General features: G+C 71.9%; 16 protein-coding genes. 7 read left to right on the top strand and 9 right to left on the bottom strand.

Features of this window, described 5'->3' with window-relative positions:
• From C8046_RS16595 to C8046_RS16580, 4 genes are all read right to left on the bottom strand, one after another.
• The gene (locus C8046_RS16595) at positions 1-975 is read right to left on the bottom strand and encodes a carbohydrate ABC transporter permease (RefSeq protein ID WP_109230397.1); all 975 of its coding nucleotides are present in this window, start codon (positions 973-975) and stop codon (positions 1-3) included.
• Positions 972-2255, bottom strand: coding sequence for an extracellular solute-binding protein (locus C8046_RS16590; protein WP_109230396.1), 1284 nt, complete (start codon positions 2253-2255; stop codon positions 972-974). Before C8046_RS16590 ends, C8046_RS16595 begins: the two co-directional genes overlap by 4 nt.
• A 178-nt stretch (positions 2256-2433) precedes the next feature.
• On the bottom strand, positions 2434-3681 hold the full coding sequence (locus C8046_RS16585; protein WP_235866482.1) for a PhoH family protein: 1248 nt from the start codon (positions 3679-3681) through the stop codon (positions 2434-2436).
• 414 nt (positions 3682-4095) lie between these two features.
• Complete coding sequence (locus C8046_RS16580; RefSeq protein ID WP_235866371.1) at positions 4096-4866, bottom strand: isoprenyl transferase; 771 nt, start codon at positions 4864-4866, stop codon at positions 4096-4098.
• 227 nt (positions 4867-5093) lie between these two features.
• Here C8046_RS16580 and trhA point away from each other — a divergent pair, with 227 nt between their 5' ends.
• Together trhA and C8046_RS16570 are read left to right on the top strand one after the other, a co-directional pair.
• The gene (trhA, locus tag C8046_RS16575; RefSeq protein WP_109230394.1) at positions 5094-5828 is read left to right on the top strand and encodes a PAQR family membrane homeostasis protein TrhA; all 735 of its coding nucleotides are present in this window, start codon (positions 5094-5096) and stop codon (positions 5826-5828) included.
• 58 nt (positions 5829-5886) lie between these two features.
• The gene (locus tag C8046_RS16570) at positions 5887-6936 is read left to right on the top strand and encodes a PPK2 family polyphosphate kinase (RefSeq protein ID WP_109230393.1); all 1050 of its coding nucleotides are present in this window, start codon (positions 5887-5889) and stop codon (positions 6934-6936) included.
• On the opposite strand, the gene C8046_RS16565 is transcribed toward C8046_RS16570, so the two are convergent.
• Genes C8046_RS16565 through mca form a run of 3 tightly spaced genes read right to left on the bottom strand, consistent with a single transcriptional unit; the run spans position 6929 to position 8978 of the window.
• Complete coding sequence (locus C8046_RS16565) at positions 6929-7768, bottom strand: nitrilase-related carbon-nitrogen hydrolase (RefSeq protein ID WP_109230392.1); 840 nt, start codon at positions 7766-7768, stop codon at positions 6929-6931. The two genes, C8046_RS16570 and C8046_RS16565, sit on opposite strands and share 8 nt — an antisense overlap.
• Complete coding sequence (locus tag C8046_RS16560; protein WP_109230391.1) at positions 7765-8139, bottom strand: hypothetical protein; 375 nt, start codon at positions 8137-8139, stop codon at positions 7765-7767. The genes C8046_RS16565 and C8046_RS16560 overlap by 4 nt, the downstream gene beginning before the upstream one ends.
• Positions 8136-8978 (bottom strand): mycothiol conjugate amidase Mca, encoded by an 843-nt coding sequence (gene mca, locus C8046_RS16555; protein ID WP_109231004.1) that lies wholly within the window; start codon positions 8976-8978, stop codon positions 8136-8138. Before mca ends, C8046_RS16560 begins: the two co-directional genes overlap by 4 nt.
• 81 nt (positions 8979-9059) lie before the next feature.
• On the opposite strand from mca, the gene C8046_RS16550 reads away from it, so the two are divergent.
• Together C8046_RS16550 and greA are read left to right on the top strand one after the other, a co-directional pair.
• Complete coding sequence (locus C8046_RS16550) at positions 9060-9503, top strand: DUF4307 domain-containing protein (RefSeq protein WP_158277248.1); 444 nt, start codon at positions 9060-9062, stop codon at positions 9501-9503.
• Between the two features lie 158 nt (positions 9504-9661).
• The gene (gene greA / locus C8046_RS16545) at positions 9662-10141 is read left to right on the top strand and encodes a transcription elongation factor GreA (protein ID WP_109230390.1); all 480 of its coding nucleotides are present in this window, start codon (positions 9662-9664) and stop codon (positions 10139-10141) included.
• Between the two features lie 161 nt (positions 10142-10302).
• Here the strand turns inward: greA and ilvA are convergent, their stop codons facing one another.
• Entirely contained in the window at positions 10303-11532 is a 1230-nt protein-coding gene (gene ilvA, locus C8046_RS16540) for a threonine ammonia-lyase (RefSeq protein WP_235866370.1), read from the bottom strand.
• Positions 11533-11614: 82 nt separating this feature from the next.
• On the opposite strand from ilvA, the gene msrA reads away from it, so the two are divergent.
• From msrA to C8046_RS16525, 3 genes are all read left to right on the top strand, one after another.
• Positions 11615-12259 (top strand): peptide-methionine (S)-S-oxide reductase MsrA, encoded by a 645-nt coding sequence (gene msrA, locus C8046_RS16535; protein ID WP_109230388.1) that lies wholly within the window; start codon positions 11615-11617, stop codon positions 12257-12259.
• A 106-nt stretch (positions 12260-12365) separates the two neighbouring features.
• Positions 12366-13391: an alpha/beta fold hydrolase gene (locus tag C8046_RS16530; protein ID WP_109230387.1), complete on the top strand. Its 1026-nt coding sequence runs from the start codon at positions 12366-12368 to the stop codon at positions 13389-13391.
• A complete protein-coding gene (locus tag C8046_RS16525) occupies positions 13388-14101 on the top strand; it encodes an alpha/beta hydrolase (protein ID WP_109230386.1) in 714 nt (237 codons plus the stop codon). Before C8046_RS16530 ends, C8046_RS16525 begins: the two co-directional genes overlap by 4 nt.
• 274 nt (positions 14102-14375) lie before the next feature.
• Here the strand turns inward: C8046_RS16525 and C8046_RS16520 are convergent, their stop codons facing one another.
• Complete coding sequence (locus C8046_RS16520) at positions 14376-16874, bottom strand: glycogen/starch/alpha-glucan phosphorylase (RefSeq protein ID WP_109231002.1); 2499 nt, start codon at positions 16872-16874, stop codon at positions 14376-14378.
• Positions 16875-17063: the final 189 nt, after the last annotated feature.

Here is a 17063-nt window from a genome sequence, read left to right as displayed (position 1 = left end):
TCACTTCCCTCCCTGGGCGCCGGCGAGGTCGACCCTGAAGATCTTGATCGCCACGAAGCAGATGACGATGACGCACAGGAACAGCAGCACGGAGATCGCGGAGCCCATCCCGATCTGCAGCTGGCTGATCGAGGTGCGGTAGGCGAGCAGCGCGAGCACCTCGGTGTTGTAGGCGCCGTTGGTCATGATGAAGACGTTGTCGAAGATGCGGAACGCGTCCAGCGCGCGGAACAGCACGGCGACCATGATCGCGGCCTTCATGTTCGGCACGATGACGCGCTTGAACACCTGCCACGACGTCGCGCCGTCGACCTTCGCGGCCTCCTCCAGGTCGCCCGGCACCTGGGCCAGACCGGCGAGCAGGAGCAGGGAGATGAACGGCGTCGTCTTCCAGATCTCCGAGGCGATGATCACGAAGAGGCTGGTGGGCGTCGAGGCGAACCAGTTGAGGTCGGAGTCGATGCCGGGCACCCAGTCGAACCACGAGTTGACGTAACCGGTCGTGGTGTCGAACGCGTAGAACCAGGCGAAGGCGGAGACGACCGTGATGATGCCGTAGGGCACGAGGATCGCCGTGCGCAGGAGGCCACGGAGGCGCTTCAGCGCCCGGTGCATCACCCACGCGAGGCCGAAGCCCAGGACGAGCTCGATCCCGACCGTGACGATCATGATGATCAGGGTGATGCCCAGGCTCTTCCAGAACACCCAGTCCGTGAGGATCACGGCGTAGTTGCCGAGGCCGACGAACGTACGGTCGTCGGGCGCCGTGAGCACGTAGTCGAACAGCGACTCCCAGACGGCCTGCAGGATCGGGTACAGGGTGACGGCGAGCATGACGATGAACGCCGGACCGGCCAGCAGCCAGCCCAGGCGGGCCTCCGCCCGACGGCGGGCGCTGCGGCGAGGCTTGGTGCGGGGGCTCCCCGACGGTGACGGGGTGGGCGACGACGTCGTCGCCCGGGTCGTGGTGCTCACAGCAGCGCCTCCCCGGCGAGGATGGATTCGATGAGCTCGGTCGAGATCGTCGGGGTGTCCTCGTCGACCTGGTCGATCGGGTGCCAGGTGCGCTGCAGCCCGGCCGACAGCGTGTTGTAGAACGGCGTCAGCGGGCGCGGCGCCCCGGCCTCCAGGCTGTCACGGATGAGCGGCGCCATCGGGAACTCCTCCTGCACCGCCGGGTCGTCGTAGGAGGAGGTGGCCGACGGCGGGTTCCCGTCGCTGACGAAGTAGGCCGCCTGCTTCGCGGGGTCGGTGATGCACGCGATCGCGTCGTACGACTCCTCGACGTGCCCGCTGAAGGCGCTGACCCCGAGGTTGATGCCGCCGACCGGCGGCCGGGCTCCCTCGCCCTCGATCATCGCCGGGTACATCGCCCAGCCGAGATCGTCGAGGACGGCCTGGTCGAGCGAGCCACCGGCGACGGCGTCGTTGAGGGCGGGCCAGACGAACGGCCAGTTGACCATGAACGAGCCGGCGTCGCCCTGGAAGGACGCGAGGTTGGCGTTCTCGTCGGCCGTGGGCAGCCCCGGTCCCCCGAGACCCTCCTGGCCGATCGTGGACAGGATCCGCGCCGCCTCGGCGCCGGCCTCGCTGTCGAGCGTGACGTCGACGTCGGCCGCGCTGGTCGCCTCACCGCTGATGACCTCGCCGCCCGCCGAGACGACGAGGGAGTTCAGCCACACGGTCAGCGACTCCGCGCGGATCCCCTGGACGGCGAGATCGACGTCCTGCTCGCGGGCGACGTCGATCAGCTGGTCCCACGTGACGGGCTGCGACATGTCCAGACCCGCCGCCTCGGCCACCGACGTGCGGTACCAGAGCAGCTGCGTGTTCGACCAGAACGGGACCGTGACGAGCTCGTCCTCCCAGGTCGCCGTCTCGAGGGCGCCCTGGACGGCCTGCTCCTGGGCGGTGGCGGCCAGCTCGTCCGGGACCGGGGCGAGGAACCCGGCACGGGCCAGCTCGGGGATGTATGGCGGGTCGAGGCTCATCAGGTCGATCGAGGTGTCGTTGGCCGCCAACCGACGCGCGAGCTGCTCCCGCTGCGAGTCCGCGTCACGCGGAAGCAGAGCTGTCGCGATCGTGTAGGCGCCCGCCGCCTCCTCCGTGCACTGCTGCGCGATGAGGGCCTGACCCCCCGCGTCCGGATTGATGTACCAGGTCAGCTCGACCCCGTCGTCGTCGCCGCTCCCGCAGGCCGCGAGGCCCAGCGTGGCGGCCAGCGCGACGGCGACCGTCGCCACTGACTTCCTCATGACTCGTGCTCCGAACGTCGCCGCTGTCGTGTCGTCTTGGTTTCCCCTTGACCTCTACACAACCTCAGTAGCGCGACGGGCGCAAGGATCTTGTTCACGTCCCGGCACGACGACGGCGAGCGGCCCTCCTCGGGAGGGGCGCCCGCCGTCGTGGTCCGGACGGGAGATCAGAGGCGCGTCAGAGGTCGATGCCCTCCAGCAGCTCCGTGACGAGCGCGGCGACCGGTGAGCGCTCGGAGCGCGTGAGTGTGACGTGCGCGAAGAGCGGGTGGCCCTTGAGCGCCTCGATGACCGCCGCGACGCCGTCGTGCCGGCCGACGCGCAGGTTGTCGCGCTGGGCGACGTCGTGCGTGAGGATCACGCGCGAGCTCTGCCCGATGCGGGAGAGCATCGTCAGGAGCACGTTCCGCTCGAGCGACTGGGCCTCGTCGACGATCACGAACGCGTCGTGCAGCGAGCGGCCGCGGATGTGCGTGAGCGGCAGGACCTCGAGCATCCCGCGGTCCATCACCTCCTCCACGACCTCGGTGGAAACCATGGCGCCGAGGGTGTCGAAGACCGCCTGGGCCCACGGGTTCATCTTGTCCGACTCGCTGCCGGGCAGGTAGCCGAGGTCCTGGCCCCCGACGGCGTACAGCGGACGGAACACCATGATCTTGCGGTGCTCGCGGCGCTCCATGACGGCCTCGAGCCCGGCGCAGAGAGCGAGCGCCGACTTCCCCGTCCCGGCCCGCCCTCCGATCGAGACGATGCCGATCTCCTTGTCCAGCAGCAGGTCGATCGCGACGCGCTGCTCGGCGCTTCGCCCGTGCACCCCGAAGACGTCGCGGTCGCCGCGCACGAGCTGGATCTGCTTGTCGGCGGTCACCCGGCCGAGGGCCGAGCCGCGCGTGGAGTGCAGCACGAGCCCCGTGTGGACCGGGAGGTCGCGGACCGGGGCCGGGTCGCGCAGGTCCGCGATCGAGATGCGCTCGCTGCCCCAGAGCGAGGCGAGCTCGCCCTCGTCCAGGTCGACGCTCGCCATGCCGGTCCAGCCCACCTCGACCGCCTGCTGCGCCCGGTACTCCTGGGCGGCCAGCCCCACCGAGGAGGCCTTGACCCTCATCGGCAGGTCCTTGCTCACGACGACGACGTCCTTGCCCTCGGCGGCGAGGTTGGCCGCCACGGAGAGGATGCGCGTGTCGTTGTCGCCGAGGCGCAGGCCCGAGGGGAGCACCGAGGGGTCGGAGTGGTTGAGCTCCACCCGCAGCGAGCCGTCGCCGACGGGGACGGGGGCGTCGAGCCGGCCGTGCTTGATCCGCAGGTCGTCGAGCATCCGCAGCGCCGCGCGGGCGAAGTAGCCGAGCTCGGGGTGGTGGCGCTTCGCCTCCAGCTCGGTCACGACGACGACCGGCAGCACGACGTCGTGCTCCGCGAACCGGAACATCGCTCGCGGGTCCGACAGCAGGACGGAGGTGTCGAGCACGTACGTGACGCCCGGCACCCCCTCACCCGCCCCGGTCGGTACGGGGTTGATCTCGGTGCCTTCGCTCACGGTGGCTCCCTCCGGCGCCCGAGGGCGCCTGGTGGTCAGTCCGCGCAGACGCGCCGGAGCGCGTGCGGACCGTGCGAGGTGGGGACGGACGGCCGCTGGGGCCGTCGGCCCCTCCTGTCGAAGCAGTGCTTCACAGTGGCCTCCCGGCGAGCGGCTGGATGTCGCTCACGAGGGTGACGCTACGAGCCGTCGGGACCTCGCGCGCGACACGACACGCGCGTCGTCGGCGTGGCGCGGAAAGAGTTCACCTGCGCGAAACCGGCCGGCCCCCGGACGTCACCCGGCGGACCCGGGACGGGCGGGACCTCAGCGGCCGAGGCGACGCTCGCGGCTGGAGTAGGCGCGCACGGCGCGCAGGAAGTCCACGTGGCGGAAGTCCGGCCAGAACGCCTCGGCGAAGTAGAACTCCGTGTGGACGCTCTGCCACAGCAGGAACCCGCCGATGCGCTGCTCGCCCGAGGTGCGGATGACCAGGTCGGGGTCGGGCTGGCCCTTGGTGTAGAGGTGGTCGGCGATCTGCTCGACCGTGATCTCCTGCGCGACCTGCTCGAGCGTGACGCCCTGCTCGGCCCGCTCGCGCAGCAGGGACCGGATGGCGTCCGCGATCTCCTGGCGGCCGCCGTACCCGACGGCGACGTTGACGATCATGCCCTCGACGTCGCTGGTCAGCTCCTGCGCGGCGCGCAACCGCTGGGCCGTGGACTCGGGCAGGAGGTCGAGCGCTCCGAGCGCGTGGATCCGCCAGCGGCGCGAGGCGGCCAGGTCCGAGACGGCGCCCTCGATGATCGCGACGAGCTCGGTCAGCTCGGTGGGGTCACGGCGGAGGTTGTCCGTCGAGAGCATCCAGAGCGTGACGATCTTGACGCCGATCGCGTCGGACCAGCCGAGCACGTCGACGATCTTGTCGGCACCGGCGCGGTGCCCGTGCGACGGCGGGGCGTCGACCTGGCGCGCCCAGCGCCGGTTGCCGTCCATCATGATCCCGATGTGGTGCGGGACATCACCCTGGAGCAGCTCGCGTGCGAGACGACGCTCGTAGAGCCCGTAGAGGCCACCCGTCAGGCTGAACCTGCTCACACCACACCGCCTTCATCTCGTCGCGCTCGCACGATCACCGCCCACCGGCAGGTCCACCGCCGAGCCACGCTACCGCGCGCCGCACGCCGTCGTCCGCCGACGCGACGCGCCGCGTGCGTATCCCGCACATCCTCCCCACCGACCGCCCACACCGCAGCCCGGGAGCCCCCTCGTCCGTAACCTACGGTGGGGTAACCTACGGTGACGTAACCACGAGCGAGGACCGCATGCCCGCCAGCACTTCCCCGAGCGACAGCCCGGACCGCACCCCGTCCGAGAGCAGTCCCCGACTGACCGTCGAGTCGGCCGTCGAGCAGCTCGCCACCGCCGTCAAGCCGCTCCTGCGCGGCTGGATCCACGCCGGGATGTTCCCGTTCGTCGTGATCGCCGGCGTCGTGCTCGTCGTCCTGTCCCCCACGCCGACGGCGCGCTGGAGCACGCTGGTCTTCGCCGTCGCGACGACGCTGCTGTTCGGCGCGAGCGCCGTCTACCACCGGGGCACGTGGGAGCCGCGGACGCTCGCGATCCTGCGGCGCATCGACCACTCGAACATCTTCCTCGTGATCGCCGGCACCTACACGCCGCTCGCGGCGCTCCTGCTGCCGCCGACCCAGTCCCGGACGCTGCTGCTCGTCGTGTGGGGCGGCGCCCTCGCGGGGATCCTCGCGCGCGTGTTCTGGCTCGGGGCGCCCCGCTGGCTCTACGTGCCCATCTACCTGGCGCTCAGCTGGGTCGCGGTCTGGTTCCTGCCCTCCTTCGGGCGCTCCGGCGGTGACGCCGTGATGTGGCTCGTCATCGCGGGTGGCATCGGCTACACGGTCGGCGCCGCGGTCTACGCGTTCAAGCGGCCCAACCCCTCGCCGCGCTGGTTCGGCTTCCACGAGATCTTCCACGTCGGCACCCTGATCGGCTACACCTGCCACGCGATCGCGATCTACGTCGTGGTGCTCTCGCTGCGCTGACCCGACCCGTTGTCGGTGCGCTGGCCTAGGCTCGCGTCACCGGACCGGGAGGACCAGCATGGCGAAGACGACGACGTCGAAGAAGTCAGGCAGCACGAGCAAGAACAGCTCGGGCGGGACGAAGGACCCAAAGGCGAAGGGGTCGAAGGCGAAGGGCTCGAAAGCGAAGCCCTCGACCGCCGACGCCCGCCTCACCGCCCCGCTCGCACCGGTGCTCCAGCCCGGCGCGGGCTACTCGATCGGGGACGTCGACGCCGACGCGACCCCGGGCTGGAACGGCGACCGCTCCGCTGCCGAGGCCCTCACCACCACGCTCGGCGAGGAGCTCTCCGAGCTCCAGGAGCGGTTGTTCGCCGAGGGCCGCTCCGGCGGTACGCGATCGGTGCTGCTGGTGCTGCAGGGCCTGGACACGTCGGGCAAGGGCGGCATCGTGCGCCACGTGCTCGGCATGGTGGACCCGCAGGGTGTGACGATCCGCTCGTTCGGCGTGCCCACGCAGGAGGAGCGCGAGCACCCCTACCTGTGGCGCATCCGCAACGCGCTCCCCGCCGCCGGACGCATCGGGGTGTTCGACCGCTCGCACTACGAGGACGTGCTGGTGGTGAAGGTCGACGAGCTGGTCGACGCCGAGGAGATCGAGCGCCGCTACGACGAGCTGGTGGCCTTCGAGCGCGAGCTCGTCGACGCCGGCACCACCGTGGTCAAGGTGGCGCTCGTCATCTCTCCTTCGGAGCAGTACGCCCGGCTGCGGGAGCGCCTCGAGCGTCCCGACAAGCAGTGGAAGTTCTCGATGGGCGACCTCGAGACGCGCGCGAAGTGGCCGCTGTACACCGAGGCCTACGACCGCGTGCTCGAGCGGACCTCCTCCGAGTACGCGCCGTGGCACGTCGTCCCGGCGAACCGGAAGTGGTACACCAGGCTCGTCGTCACGCAGCTGCTCGTGGACGCCCTGCGCGGCCTCGACCTGGGCTGGCCCGTGGTGACGTTCGACCCCGCGGCGGCGCTTGAGGTCCTCGATGCGACGAAGGACGACCCGACGGCGCTGAGCGTGGCCGAGGTCGAGGCCCGCGCCGCTGCGGTGGAGGGCGGCGAGGAGTCCGTCAGCTGAGCGGGTGGACGCCGTAGCGGCGGTGGGCCAGCACGGGGCTCGCCGACCGCACGGCGGCCAGCTGCTCGAGGTCGACGTCGGCCACGGCGATCGCCGGCGTCGGCGCGTCGTCGGACACCTGCGACAGCACGATCCCGCGGGGATCGACGACGGCGGAGCCCCCGACGCGTCCGGCACCGGACTGCGAGGCGAGCGCCACGTAGGCGGTGCTCTCGATGGCCCGCGCCCGCGCGAGGACGCGCAGCTGGTCGGCCTTGCCCTCCCCCGCCGCCCAGGCCGCCCCGACCGCGACGACGTCGGGCGGACCGCCGTCCGCGTCCACGAGCGCCCGCACGGACTCGGGGAAGCGCAGGTCGTAGCAGGTGACGACGCCGAGCCGCAGCGAACCCGCCGCGGTGGCGACCGTGACGACGAGCGGGGCGCCCGCCGTCGCGGGGTCGCCGGCGTCGAGGACGTCGCTCTCCCTGGCGCCGTAGGCGTCGTAGAGGTGGACCTTCGTGTACCGCCCGAGCTCGTCACCGTCGGCGCCCACGACGACGGTGACGTTGTGGGCCCGGCCGGGCTCCGCCGTCGGGATCAGGAGACCGAGCACGACGGCGACGCCGAGCCGCGCCGCCAGGTCGCGGACCGCGGGGAGCAGGTCGCCGCCGTCGGGCAGGGCGAGGTCGGCGTCCACCGGTTCGGCCCAGCCCGAGGCGTACTCGGGCAGGACCACCACGTCGGCCGCGTGCGCGCCGGCCGCGCGCTCGACGGCGTCCAGCACCAGGTCGGTCGCGCCGCGGAGGCCCGGGGCGTCCCGGGCTGTGTCCAGCTGCGCGACCGCGACCCTCACCGGCGCGCGTCCGCCTGGTCGGTGTCGAGCTCGGTCTCGGTCGGCTCGGTCGGAGCCGGCACGGTCGGGGCCGGGTCCGAGGCACTCGCGGCGTCGGACACCTCGGCGTCGGCCGCCTCGCCGTCCGCCTCCTGGGCGTCCGCCTTCTCGGCCTCGGCCGCCTCGGCCGCGACGCGCGCGGCCTCCTGACGACGGCGCTCGTTGAGCTGGACCTTGCGCATGTTCTTGTTGAACGAGCGGATCAGCACGAGGAACGCGATGGCGATCGCGAACGTCACGAGGAACCCGAGCAGGCCGGGGGTCACGTCGTACTGGTCGGGGACCTGTGCCTGGGTCTGGGCGAGCACGACGCCCAGCCCGTCGACGCTCACTCGCGCACCCCGGCGAACAGGTCGTCCTCCATCGGCTCGGTCGGCACGGTGGAGGAGACGAGCTCGAACTCCTCCCACGGCCAGATGTCGGCCTCGAGGTCGCGCGGCACCGCGAAGAAGAACCCGTCGGGGTCGATCTGTGTCGCGTGCGCCAGCAGCGCCTGGTCGCGCTGACCGAAGTGGCGCGACGCGTCGACGCGGCAGGTGACGTTGCGGCCGCCCTCGCCGTCCCACTCCGCCAGCCAGGCCCCGAACGGGGACTCCAGGCCGCGGTCGGTGAGCGCGTCGTGCACGGCCGCCATCCGGCGTCGCGAGAAGGACGCGTGGTAGTAGACCTTCGCGACCTGCCACGCCTCGCCGAGCTCCGGGAACTGCTCCGGGTCGGCCGCCGCCTCGACCGCCGCCATTGAGACCACGTGGGTCATGATGTGGTCGGGGTGGGGGTAGCCGCCGTTCTCGTCGTAGGTGAGCAGGACCTGGGGCCGCTGCTCACGGATCTGCGCGACGAGCGCCGGGACCGTCTCGGTCAGCGGCGCGAGGGCGAAGCAGCCCTCGGGCAGCGGGGGCAGCGGGTCGCCCTCGGGCAGACCCGAGTCCACGAAGCCGAGCCACGTCTGGCGGACGCCCAGGGCCTGGGCCGCGGCGTCCATCTCCCGCCGACGGCGGGCGGGCAGGTCCACCAGGACCTCGGGGTCGTGCTGGAGCCGGGGGTTGAGCACGTCACCACGCTCGCCACCGGTGCAGGTGACGACGAGGACGTCGACGCCGTCGGCCGCGTAGCGCGCCATGGTGGCGGCGCCCTTGCTGGACTCGTCGTCGGGGTGTGCGTGCACGGCCATGAGCCGGAGCGGGGCCACGGGCCCTCCTTGCGTGCTGGGATCTGTCGGTCACCATCCTCCCACCTGGGGCAGACTGGTCGGGTGAGCACGCCCCAGGCCGCCGGCCCCGTCGACCGCGAGGCGAAGCTCGCCCGCCGGTACGGGTCGCGGCCGGCCACGACCGGCACGTCTCCCGGGCGCGTGGCCTGGATCGCCGCCGCGGTCATCGCGGCGCTGGGGACCGCCGTCGTTCTCTGGCTGGTGCTGGGAGGGCCGGGCGGTGGGGCGACCGTCACGGGCTCGAGCTACCAGGTGATCTCCGACTCCCAGGTCCGCGTCGCGTTCTCCGTCGTTCGCGACGATCCCGACGTCGCGCTCCGTTGCACCGTGCAGGCCCTGGACGCCAGCCACGCGCAGGTCGGCGTCACCCTGGTGGACGTCCCCGCGGGCGGCGCCCGCGCCGTTCCCCTCACGGTCGACGTCACGACCTTCGCCCGGGCCGAGCAGGCCGACGCCACCGCGAACGGGTGCGTCGCCGTCGGCTGAGGCATCTCGCACTACACTGGTCGTTTCGCCGTTCCCGTGGGGGGCGGCGTGTCGTCTACCAGTACGTGACGGTCCGCCGTCGCGCGCCCGGCCACCCGGCCCCGGCTCCGGCCGACACCGTCGTCGTGGATGCGACATCACCAAGCAAGGAGAACACCGTGTCCGGTACCACCTGGCTCACGCAGGATGCCTACGACCGCCTCAAGGCGGAGCTCGACCACCTCTCCGGCCCCGGCCGCGCCGAGATCACGGCGCGGATCGAGCAGGCCCGCTCCGAGGGCGACCTCAAGGAGAACGGCGGCTACCACGCGGCACGCGAGGAGCAGGGCAAGGCCGAGGGCCGGATCCGCCAGCTCACCGAGCTGCTGCGCACCGCCGAGGTCGGCGAGGTCCCGCCCGACGACGGCGTCGTCGAGCCCGGCATGGTCGTGACGGCCCTGGTCGGCGGCGAGGAGATGTCGTTCGTCTTCGGCTCGCGCGAGGTCGGCGGCGACACCGACCTCGACGTCTACTCCCCGTCGTCGCTGCTCGGCGACGCGATCAACGGCAAGAAGATCGGCGAGACCACGAGCTACACCACGCCGAAGGGCGTCGAGATCTCCGTGGAGATCACGGGCGCCAAGCCGTTCCACGGCTGAGCACCCACCTTTCGCGTCGGCGGCGGTCACCCCTCGGGGTGACCGCCGCTGCTGCGTCGCGAGGCCCTTCCGCTCACGTCGCGAGGCCCTTCCGGTCACGTCGCGAGGCCGTTCCGGTCACGTCGCGAGGCCCTTCCGGTCACGTCGCGAGGCCGTTCCGGTCAGCGCACGACGGCGTCGTAGCCGGACTCGCGCACGTGCTCCAGCACCTCGGTGCTGTGCCGCGATCCCTTCGTGACGACCTCGACGTCGACGGCGGTCTCGTCCACGCCGAGACCGGCACCCGTCCGCACGTGGCCGATCGTGACGACGTCGGCGTGCACCTGCGCGATCGCCTCGAGCAGACCGACGAGGCTCCCGGGCCGGTCGGACAGGTTGCACCGCAGATGCAGGTAGCGCCCGGCCGCGGCCATGCCGTGCCGGAACACCTTCCGCAGCACGATCGGGTCGACGTTCCCGCCGGAGAGGACGACGACGACCTTGCGTCCCGGCTCGGCCAGCCCGTCGAGCGTCTCCCCGCGGTGGGCGATCACGGCCGCGATCCCGGCGGCGCCGGCCGGCTCCACGACCTGCTTCGCGCGCTCGGCGAGCGACAGCACGGCGCGGGAGAGGTCGTCCTCGCTGACGGTGAGCGCCTGGGCACCGTGGGCCGCGAGCACACCGAACGGGACGTCCCCCGGCCGCGCGACGGCGATCCCGTCCGCCATCGTGCGGCCCGTGGCGACCGTCGTCGGGACGCCGCTCGCGAGCGACGCCGGGTAGGCGGCCGCCCGCTCGGCCTGCACCGCGACGACGCGCACGTGCGCCGGCACCGCCGCCGCGATCCCGGCCACGAGCCCGCCGCCACCGGTCGGCACGAGGATGGTCCCGACGTCGGGCACCTGCTCGAGAATCTCCAGGCCGACGGTGCCCTGGCCGGCCACGACGTCCACGTGGTCGTACGGGTGGATGAAGGTGCGCCCCTCGGCCTCGGCCTCCGCCGTGGCTCGCGCGAGGGCGTCCTCGACGCGGTCGCCGCCGAGCACCACGCGGGCGCCGTAGGAGCGGGTGGCCTCGACCTTGGGGATCGCGGCGTCGGCCGGCATGTGCACGACGGCGTCGATCCCGAGCCGTCGAGCGGCCCAGGCCACGCCCTGCGCGTGGTTCCCGGCGCTCGCGGCGACGACGCCGCGGCGGCGCTCCTCGTCGCTCAGCCGGGCCAGGCGGACGAGCGCTCCGCGCACCTTGAAGGAACCGGTGCGCTGGAGGTGCTCGCACTTGAGCATCAGCGGGTGGCCGGCGATCTCGGAGAAGGCCTCGCTGCCCTCGACCGGGGTGAGGTGCAGCAGGTCGTCGAGGACTTCCCGCGCCCGCAGGACGTCGTCGAGGGTCACGGGCGAGGCTGTGGTCACTCCCCCACCCTGCCACCGGGGCGCGACTGGTGGAACACCACGGCCCGGCCCGACGTTCCACCAGGTGGCGAAAGGAGCCCCCATGTTCTTCAAGCAGGCCCCCACCATGGTCACCGCTTCCGAGGCGCTGCCCGGTCGCGAGCAGCCGGCGTACTCCGTCCCCGGCACCCACCGTGTCCTCGGCACCCCGCTGCGAGGGCCGTGGCCCGAGGGCACGCAGGTGCTCTACGTCGCGATGGGCTGCTTCTGGGGCGAGGAGAAGCACTTCTGGCAGATCCCCGGAGTCGTCACGACCGCCGTCGGCTACATGGGCGGGTTCACCCCGAACCCGACCTACGAGGAGACGTGCACGGGCCGCACCGGCCACACCGAGACCGTCCTCGTCGCCTACGACCCCGCCGTCGTGAGCACGGAGCAGCTGCTCGAGGTGTTCTGGACGATGCACGACCCCACCCAGGTCTATCGCCAGGGCAACGACCGCGGCACCCAGTACCGGTCCGCGTTCTTCTGGACGACGCCGGAGCAGCAGGCGGCGTACGAGACCAGCCGTGCGGCCTACCAGCCGCGCCTCACCGAGGCCGGGTACGGCAAGATCACGACCGACGCCCGCGGCGCGGACGAGGCCGGACCGTTCTGGTACGCCGAGGGCTACCACCAGCAGTACCTGGTCGTGAACCCGACGGGCTACTGCCCCGTGCACGCCACCGGCGTGGCCTTCGCCCGCTGACCCGATCCTCGCGGGGCGGCGCCCGGGACGAGCCCGGGTGCCGCTCGAGCGGGCCGCTCCGTGACCGGGCTGCGCCCGCCGCCACCGTCGCGGGTAGCCTCGAGCGGTGCCCCGACTCGACAAGGCGAAGCTCGCCCCCAACGGCCTCAACGTGCGCATCCAGCGGATGCGGGTGGCGGGTGAGTACCTCCGGGTGTGGCGCATGAGCGTCGACGACGTCGAGCCCGACGCCGTCCGCCCCGGCCCCCGCCACACGTTCGTGCTGGTGCACGGCCTGGGCGTCTCCTCCTACTACTTCGAGCCGCTGGCCGCGCGGCTGGCGCGAGCCGGCGTCGTCTACCTGCTCGACCTGCCCGGTTTCGACGGCGTCCCGCACGCCGGGCAGGCCCTCGGGATCGGCGGGTTCGCCGACGTCGTCGCCGCCTGGTGCGAGCGCGAGGGCGTGCAGGACCCGGTGCTCGTGGGCCACTCGATGGGCGCCCAGGTCGTCGTCGAGACGCTGGCACGCCACCCCGAGCTCGCCACCCGCAGCGTCCTGATCGGCCCCCCGGTCAACGCCAGCGAGCGCAGCCCGGGCTGGCAGGTGCTGCGGCTGGCCCAGAGCTCGCTGCACGAGTCCTTCGGCACCCGCCAGCAGGCCATCGCCGGCTACCTGCGCTGCGGCCCGCACTGGATGATGCGGGTGCTGCCCGCACTGCTGGACTACCGGATCGAGGACCGCATCGCGGCCGTCCGTGCACGTCTGCTCGTCCTGCGCGGATCGTGGGACGGCATCGCTCCCCAGGGGTGGATCGAGGAGCTCACCGCGGCGGCCGCCCGCGCCTCCCACGCCGAGATCGAGGGCGCCTCGCACGCCGTCGTCTACGAGCACTTCGCCGAGACGGCGGCGCTCGTGCTCGCGCACGCCGACGGCGACGAGCTCGACGGCACGCACCTCGACGGGCACCACCCCGCCGCCTCCCCCGACGGCCTGGCGGTCGGGACCGAGGAGGAGGCGGCCGCCGTCGACGCGGAGGTGGACGCCGAGATCGCGGCGCAGCTCGGTGATCAGGTGGGACTCGCCGTCCCCAGCAGCGACTCCCAGCCGGGCGACTCGGAGCCGGGCGGCGGCGGGGAGGACGTCGAGCGGTGATCGCCCGACGCCGTGTCCCCGGCTGGGTCGCGCGCACCGTCGGCCGGATCGACGACTACCGGCACATCCTCGCCATCCAGCTCCGCGCGTGGCTGCGTCCGGACCCGCCCCCGTCGTTCGCGACCGGCGACGGTGTGCCAGTCCTGATCCTCCCCGGCATCTACGAGCCGTGGCAGTCGCTCGAGCGTCTCGCACGGGCGCTGAACGAGGCGGGTCACCCCGTCGTCGTCGTCCCCGAGCTGGGACGCAACCTCGGGGCGCTGCGCACCTCGGCCCGCGTCGTCGCGCGTCGGCTGCGCGCGAGCGGCACCGACCGGCTCGTGATCGTCGCGCACTCCAAGGGTGGACTGATCGGCAAGGCGTTGATGCTCGGCCCCATCGGGCACCGGGTGCTCGGCATGGTCGCCATCAGCACCCCGTTCGGCGGTTCGCGCCACGCCCGTTGGTTCCCCGACCCGACGGTCCGCCTCCTCAGCGACCTCGATCCCCACCTCGGCTCGCTGCGGGCCCGGCACGAGGTCGATCCCCGGATCGTGTCGGTCTACGCCTCGTTCGACCCGCACATCCCGGGCGGCAGCGCGCTGGCCGGGGCGGAGAACGTCGTCGTCGACGTCGTGGGTCACTTCCGGGTGGTCGACCACCCGCAGGTGCGGCGGGCGACGCTCGACGCCGTGGCGCGCTTCGCCGCGGGCCCCACCCGCGGCGTCTGACGGCCGCCCTCGCGGCGCCGCCTCCGCCGTCGCGCACCGCCACTCCAGCGGCACCCGGAATCGCTCCAGCGGCGATCCTCGGCCCGGCGACCAGCTCGCCGAGCGTCGTCGCAGGTCAGGGCGGTTCGCCCTCCCGCAACGGCGACCATCGCCGCTCCGGTGGTTCGGCTTGCCGCTGCAGCGGTCATGCGCCCGCGACGGCGAACGGGCGGGCCCGGGACCCCTGAGGTCCCGAACCCGCCCGTGATCGCGTCAGCAGCGGCGTCCGTGCCGGTCAGAACGACGGCGGCGTGCCCCAGATGCGGTCGATGTAGTCGCGCATCGAGCGGTCGGAGGAGAAGAAACCCGAGCGCGCGACGTTGAGGATCGCCGACCGGGTCCAGCCCTCGACGTCGGAGTACGCGGCGTCGACCCGCGCCTGGGCGTCGATGTAGGCGGCGTAGTCCGCCAGGACCATGAAGCGGTCCTCGTAGAGCAGGTTCGACACGACGGGCTCGAAGACCTTGCGGTCGCCGTTCGAGAAGGCGCCGGAGGAGATCAGGTCGATCGCCCGACGCAGGTTCGCGTCCGCCTCGTAGAACGAGCTCGGCACGTAGCCCTTGGCCTGGAGCGCCTCGACCTCGGGCTCGAGCATCCCGAACAGGAAGAAGTTGTCGTTGCCGACGAGCTCACGGATCTCGACGTTCGCACCGTCGTCCGTGCCGATCGTGAGGGCACCGTTGAGCGCGAACTTCATGTTGCCGGTGCCCGAGGCCTCCTTGCCGGCGAGCGAGATCTGCTCGGACAGGTCGGCCGCCGGGATGACCTTCTCGGCGAGCGTCACGTTGTAGTTCGGCGGGAAGATCACCTTGAGGCGGTCCTCGACGCGCGGGTCGGAGTTGACCGTCGCCCCGACGGCGTTGATCAGGTGGATGATCTCCTTCGCCATCTTGTAGCCGGGTGCGGCCTTGGCTCCGAAGATGAACGTACGCGGCGTGACGTCGGCCGCCGCGACCTCGCCGGAGATGATCCGGTCGTAGGTCGTCACGATGTGCAGGAGCTTGAGCGACTGGCGCTTGTACTCGTGCAGACGCTTCACCATGACGTCGAGCAGGTGGTCGTCGTGCACGGTGAAGCCGTCACGCTCGACGAGGACCTTGTTCAGGCGACGCTTGTTGGAGGCCTTCACGTCGCGGAAGCGCTCGCGGAACTCCTCGTCCTCGGCGAAGGACTCCAGCCCGCGCAGCCGCTCGAGGTCCGTCAGCCAGCCGACGCCGATGGCGTCGGTGATGAGCTCGGACAGCGCCGGGTTCGCGAGGCGGATGAAGCGGCGGGGCGTGATGCCGTTCGTGACGTTCGTGAACTTGCCCGGGTAGAACTCGTCGAAGTCCGGAAGCACCTTGTCGCGCAGCAGCTGGCTGTGCAGGGCGGCGACGCCGTTGACCTTCGAGCCCGCGACCGTGGCGAGGTAGGCCATCCGCACCGACCGCTCGGGGTGCTCGGCGATGATCGACATGCGACGGACGCGCAGCTCGTCGTCGCCGAACGCCTTGCGCACCTCGACGAGGAACTCCTCGTTGATCCGGTAGATGATCTCGAGGTGGCGCGGCAGCAGCTTGCCGAGCAGGTCGACCGACCAGACCTCGAGCGCCTCCGGCAGGAGCGTGTGGCAGGTGTAGGCGAAGCACTTCTGGGTGATCGCCCACGCGGCGTCCCACTCCAGACCCTTCTCGTCCACGAGGACGCGCATGAGCTCGGGCACGCCGATGACGGGGTGGGTGTCGTTGAGCTGGAAGATGATCCGCTCGGGCAGCTTCGTCAGGTCGAAGTCCTCGGGGAGCTGCTGGTCGAGGAAGTCGCCGATCGAGGCCGCGACGAAGAAGTACTGCTGCTGCAGGCGCAGCTCCTTGCCCTGGGGCGTGGAGTCCTCGGGGTAGAGCACCTTGGAGATGTTCTCCGCGAACGTCTGCGCGCGCACGGCCTCCTCGTAGTCGCCCGAGTTGAAGATCTTCAGGTCGAACGCGTCGGTGGCCTGGGCGCGCCAGAGGCGCAGCGTGTTCACGCGGCCGTTCTGGAACCCGGGAACCATGTAGTTGTACGGCACCGCGTTGACGTCCCACGCCGGGACCCAGCGACGGCGCTCGGTGCCGGCCTCGTCCGTGACCGTCTCGACCGAGCCCCCGAAGGAGATGCGGCGGGCGTTCTCGGGGTGGGGGAACTCCCACGGGGCGCCGAGGGCGAGCCAGGAGTCCGGCTGCTCGACCTGACGGCCGTCGACGAAGGTCTGGCGGAAGATGCCGTACTCGTAGCGGATGCCGTAGCCGATGCACGGCACGCTCATCGTCGCGAGCGAGTCGATGAAGCAGGCCGCGAGGCGGCCGAGGCCACCGTTGCCGAGGCCGGGCTCGACCTCTTGGGCTCGCAGGTCGGCGAGCGAGATGCCGCACTTCGCGAGGCCCTCCTCGACGGTGTCGGTCAGGTCGGTCGCGAGCAGCGCGTTGCCGAGCTGACGTCCCAGGAGGTACTCGGCCGAGAGGTAGGCGACACCCTTGGCCTGGGTCTCGCGCTGACGACGCATCGTCTCGGCCCAGCGAGCCATCAGGTAGTGGCGGACCGTCTTGGCCAGGGCCAGGTACTGGTCGTTCACCGTCGAGGCGGACAGGGCCACACCCTGACCGAAGTTCAGCTCGCGCAGGAACTCGCGCACGAAACCGTCCACCGAGCTCGGCGGGGCGGTCACGGGGGCGAGCGCCAGCGGGTGGCTCGCGACGAGGGTGGCGGCCGTCTCCGGCACCTCCTCCACGGGGACGTTCTCGGTCACGGGGCTGCTGGTCTCTGGCACGGCAGCCACGCTAGCGACTCCGGGGTGGCTTGGCACCCGACCCGGCGTGGCGCCCCACGTGCGCCACCTCACGTTCACCAAGGTGAGCGCTGCAAAACTTGCAACGGCCTTGCACCTTACTGTGACGCACCTCACATCCAG

Source organism: Serinibacter arcticus, from assembly GCF_003121705.1.
Taxonomy (GTDB): Bacteria; Actinomycetota; Actinomycetes; order Actinomycetales; family Beutenbergiaceae; genus Litorihabitans.
The sequence above is the reverse complement of the archived record's forward strand: the minus strand, read 5'-3'. Positions and strand labels throughout refer to the sequence as shown.

Excerpts from the sequence above, each read along its gene's own strand:
- C8046_RS16585 (WP_235866482.1), bottom strand. The coding sequence starts at position 3,681 with ATGTTCCGGTTCGCGGAGCACGACGTCGTGCTGCCGGTCGTCGTCGTG.
- mca (WP_109231004.1), bottom strand. The coding sequence starts at position 8,978 with ATGGCCGTGCACGCACACCCCGACGACGAGTCCAGCAAGGGCGCCGCC.
- msrA (WP_109230388.1), top strand. The coding sequence starts at position 11,615 with ATGTTCTTCAAGCAGGCCCCCACCATGGTCACCGCTTCCGAGGCGCTG.
- trhA (WP_109230394.1), top strand. The coding sequence starts at position 5,094 with ATGCCCGCCAGCACTTCCCCGAGCGACAGCCCGGACCGCACCCCGTCC.
- C8046_RS16590 (WP_109230396.1), bottom strand. The coding sequence starts at position 2,255 with ATGAGGAAGTCAGTGGCGACGGTCGCCGTCGCGCTGGCCGCCACGCTG.
- C8046_RS16570 (WP_109230393.1), top strand. The coding sequence starts at position 5,887 with ATGGCGAAGACGACGACGTCGAAGAAGTCAGGCAGCACGAGCAAGAAC.